Here is a 247-nt window from a genome sequence, read left to right as displayed (position 1 = left end):
CGGACCAGCGGGAACATTCCCCCAAGCACTCCGTGCAGGGAGGTGCCCCCATTTTGGGTTGACATCGCGCGATAGGTAGGCCACCGCCCGACGCATCACCTCCGCCTCCTGTTCGAGCAGCCGGATACGTTTGCGGGCCTCGCGGAGCTCGTCGGATTCGTCCCGTGTGAGGCCGGGCCGGGTGCCGTCCTCGATGTCGGCCTTGCGCAGCCAGTTCTTCAGGCAGGTCTCGGAGATCCCGAAATCT

1 protein-coding gene is annotated in these 247 nt (G+C 65.6%); it reads right to left on the bottom strand.

Going from position 1 to position 247, the window contains the following annotated elements:
• Positions 1 to 247 (bottom strand): transposase (locus tag QM806_RS41130; protein ID WP_502943961.1); only part of this gene is annotated, 247 nt, incomplete at both ends.

Origin of the sequence: Rhodococcus sp. IEGM 1351, from assembly GCF_030056875.1 — a bacterium.
Taxonomy (GTDB): Bacteria; Actinomycetota; Actinomycetes; order Mycobacteriales; family Mycobacteriaceae; genus Rhodococcus_F; species Rhodococcus_F opacus.
The sequence above is the reverse complement of the archived record's forward strand: the minus strand, read 5'-3'. Positions and strand labels throughout refer to the sequence as shown.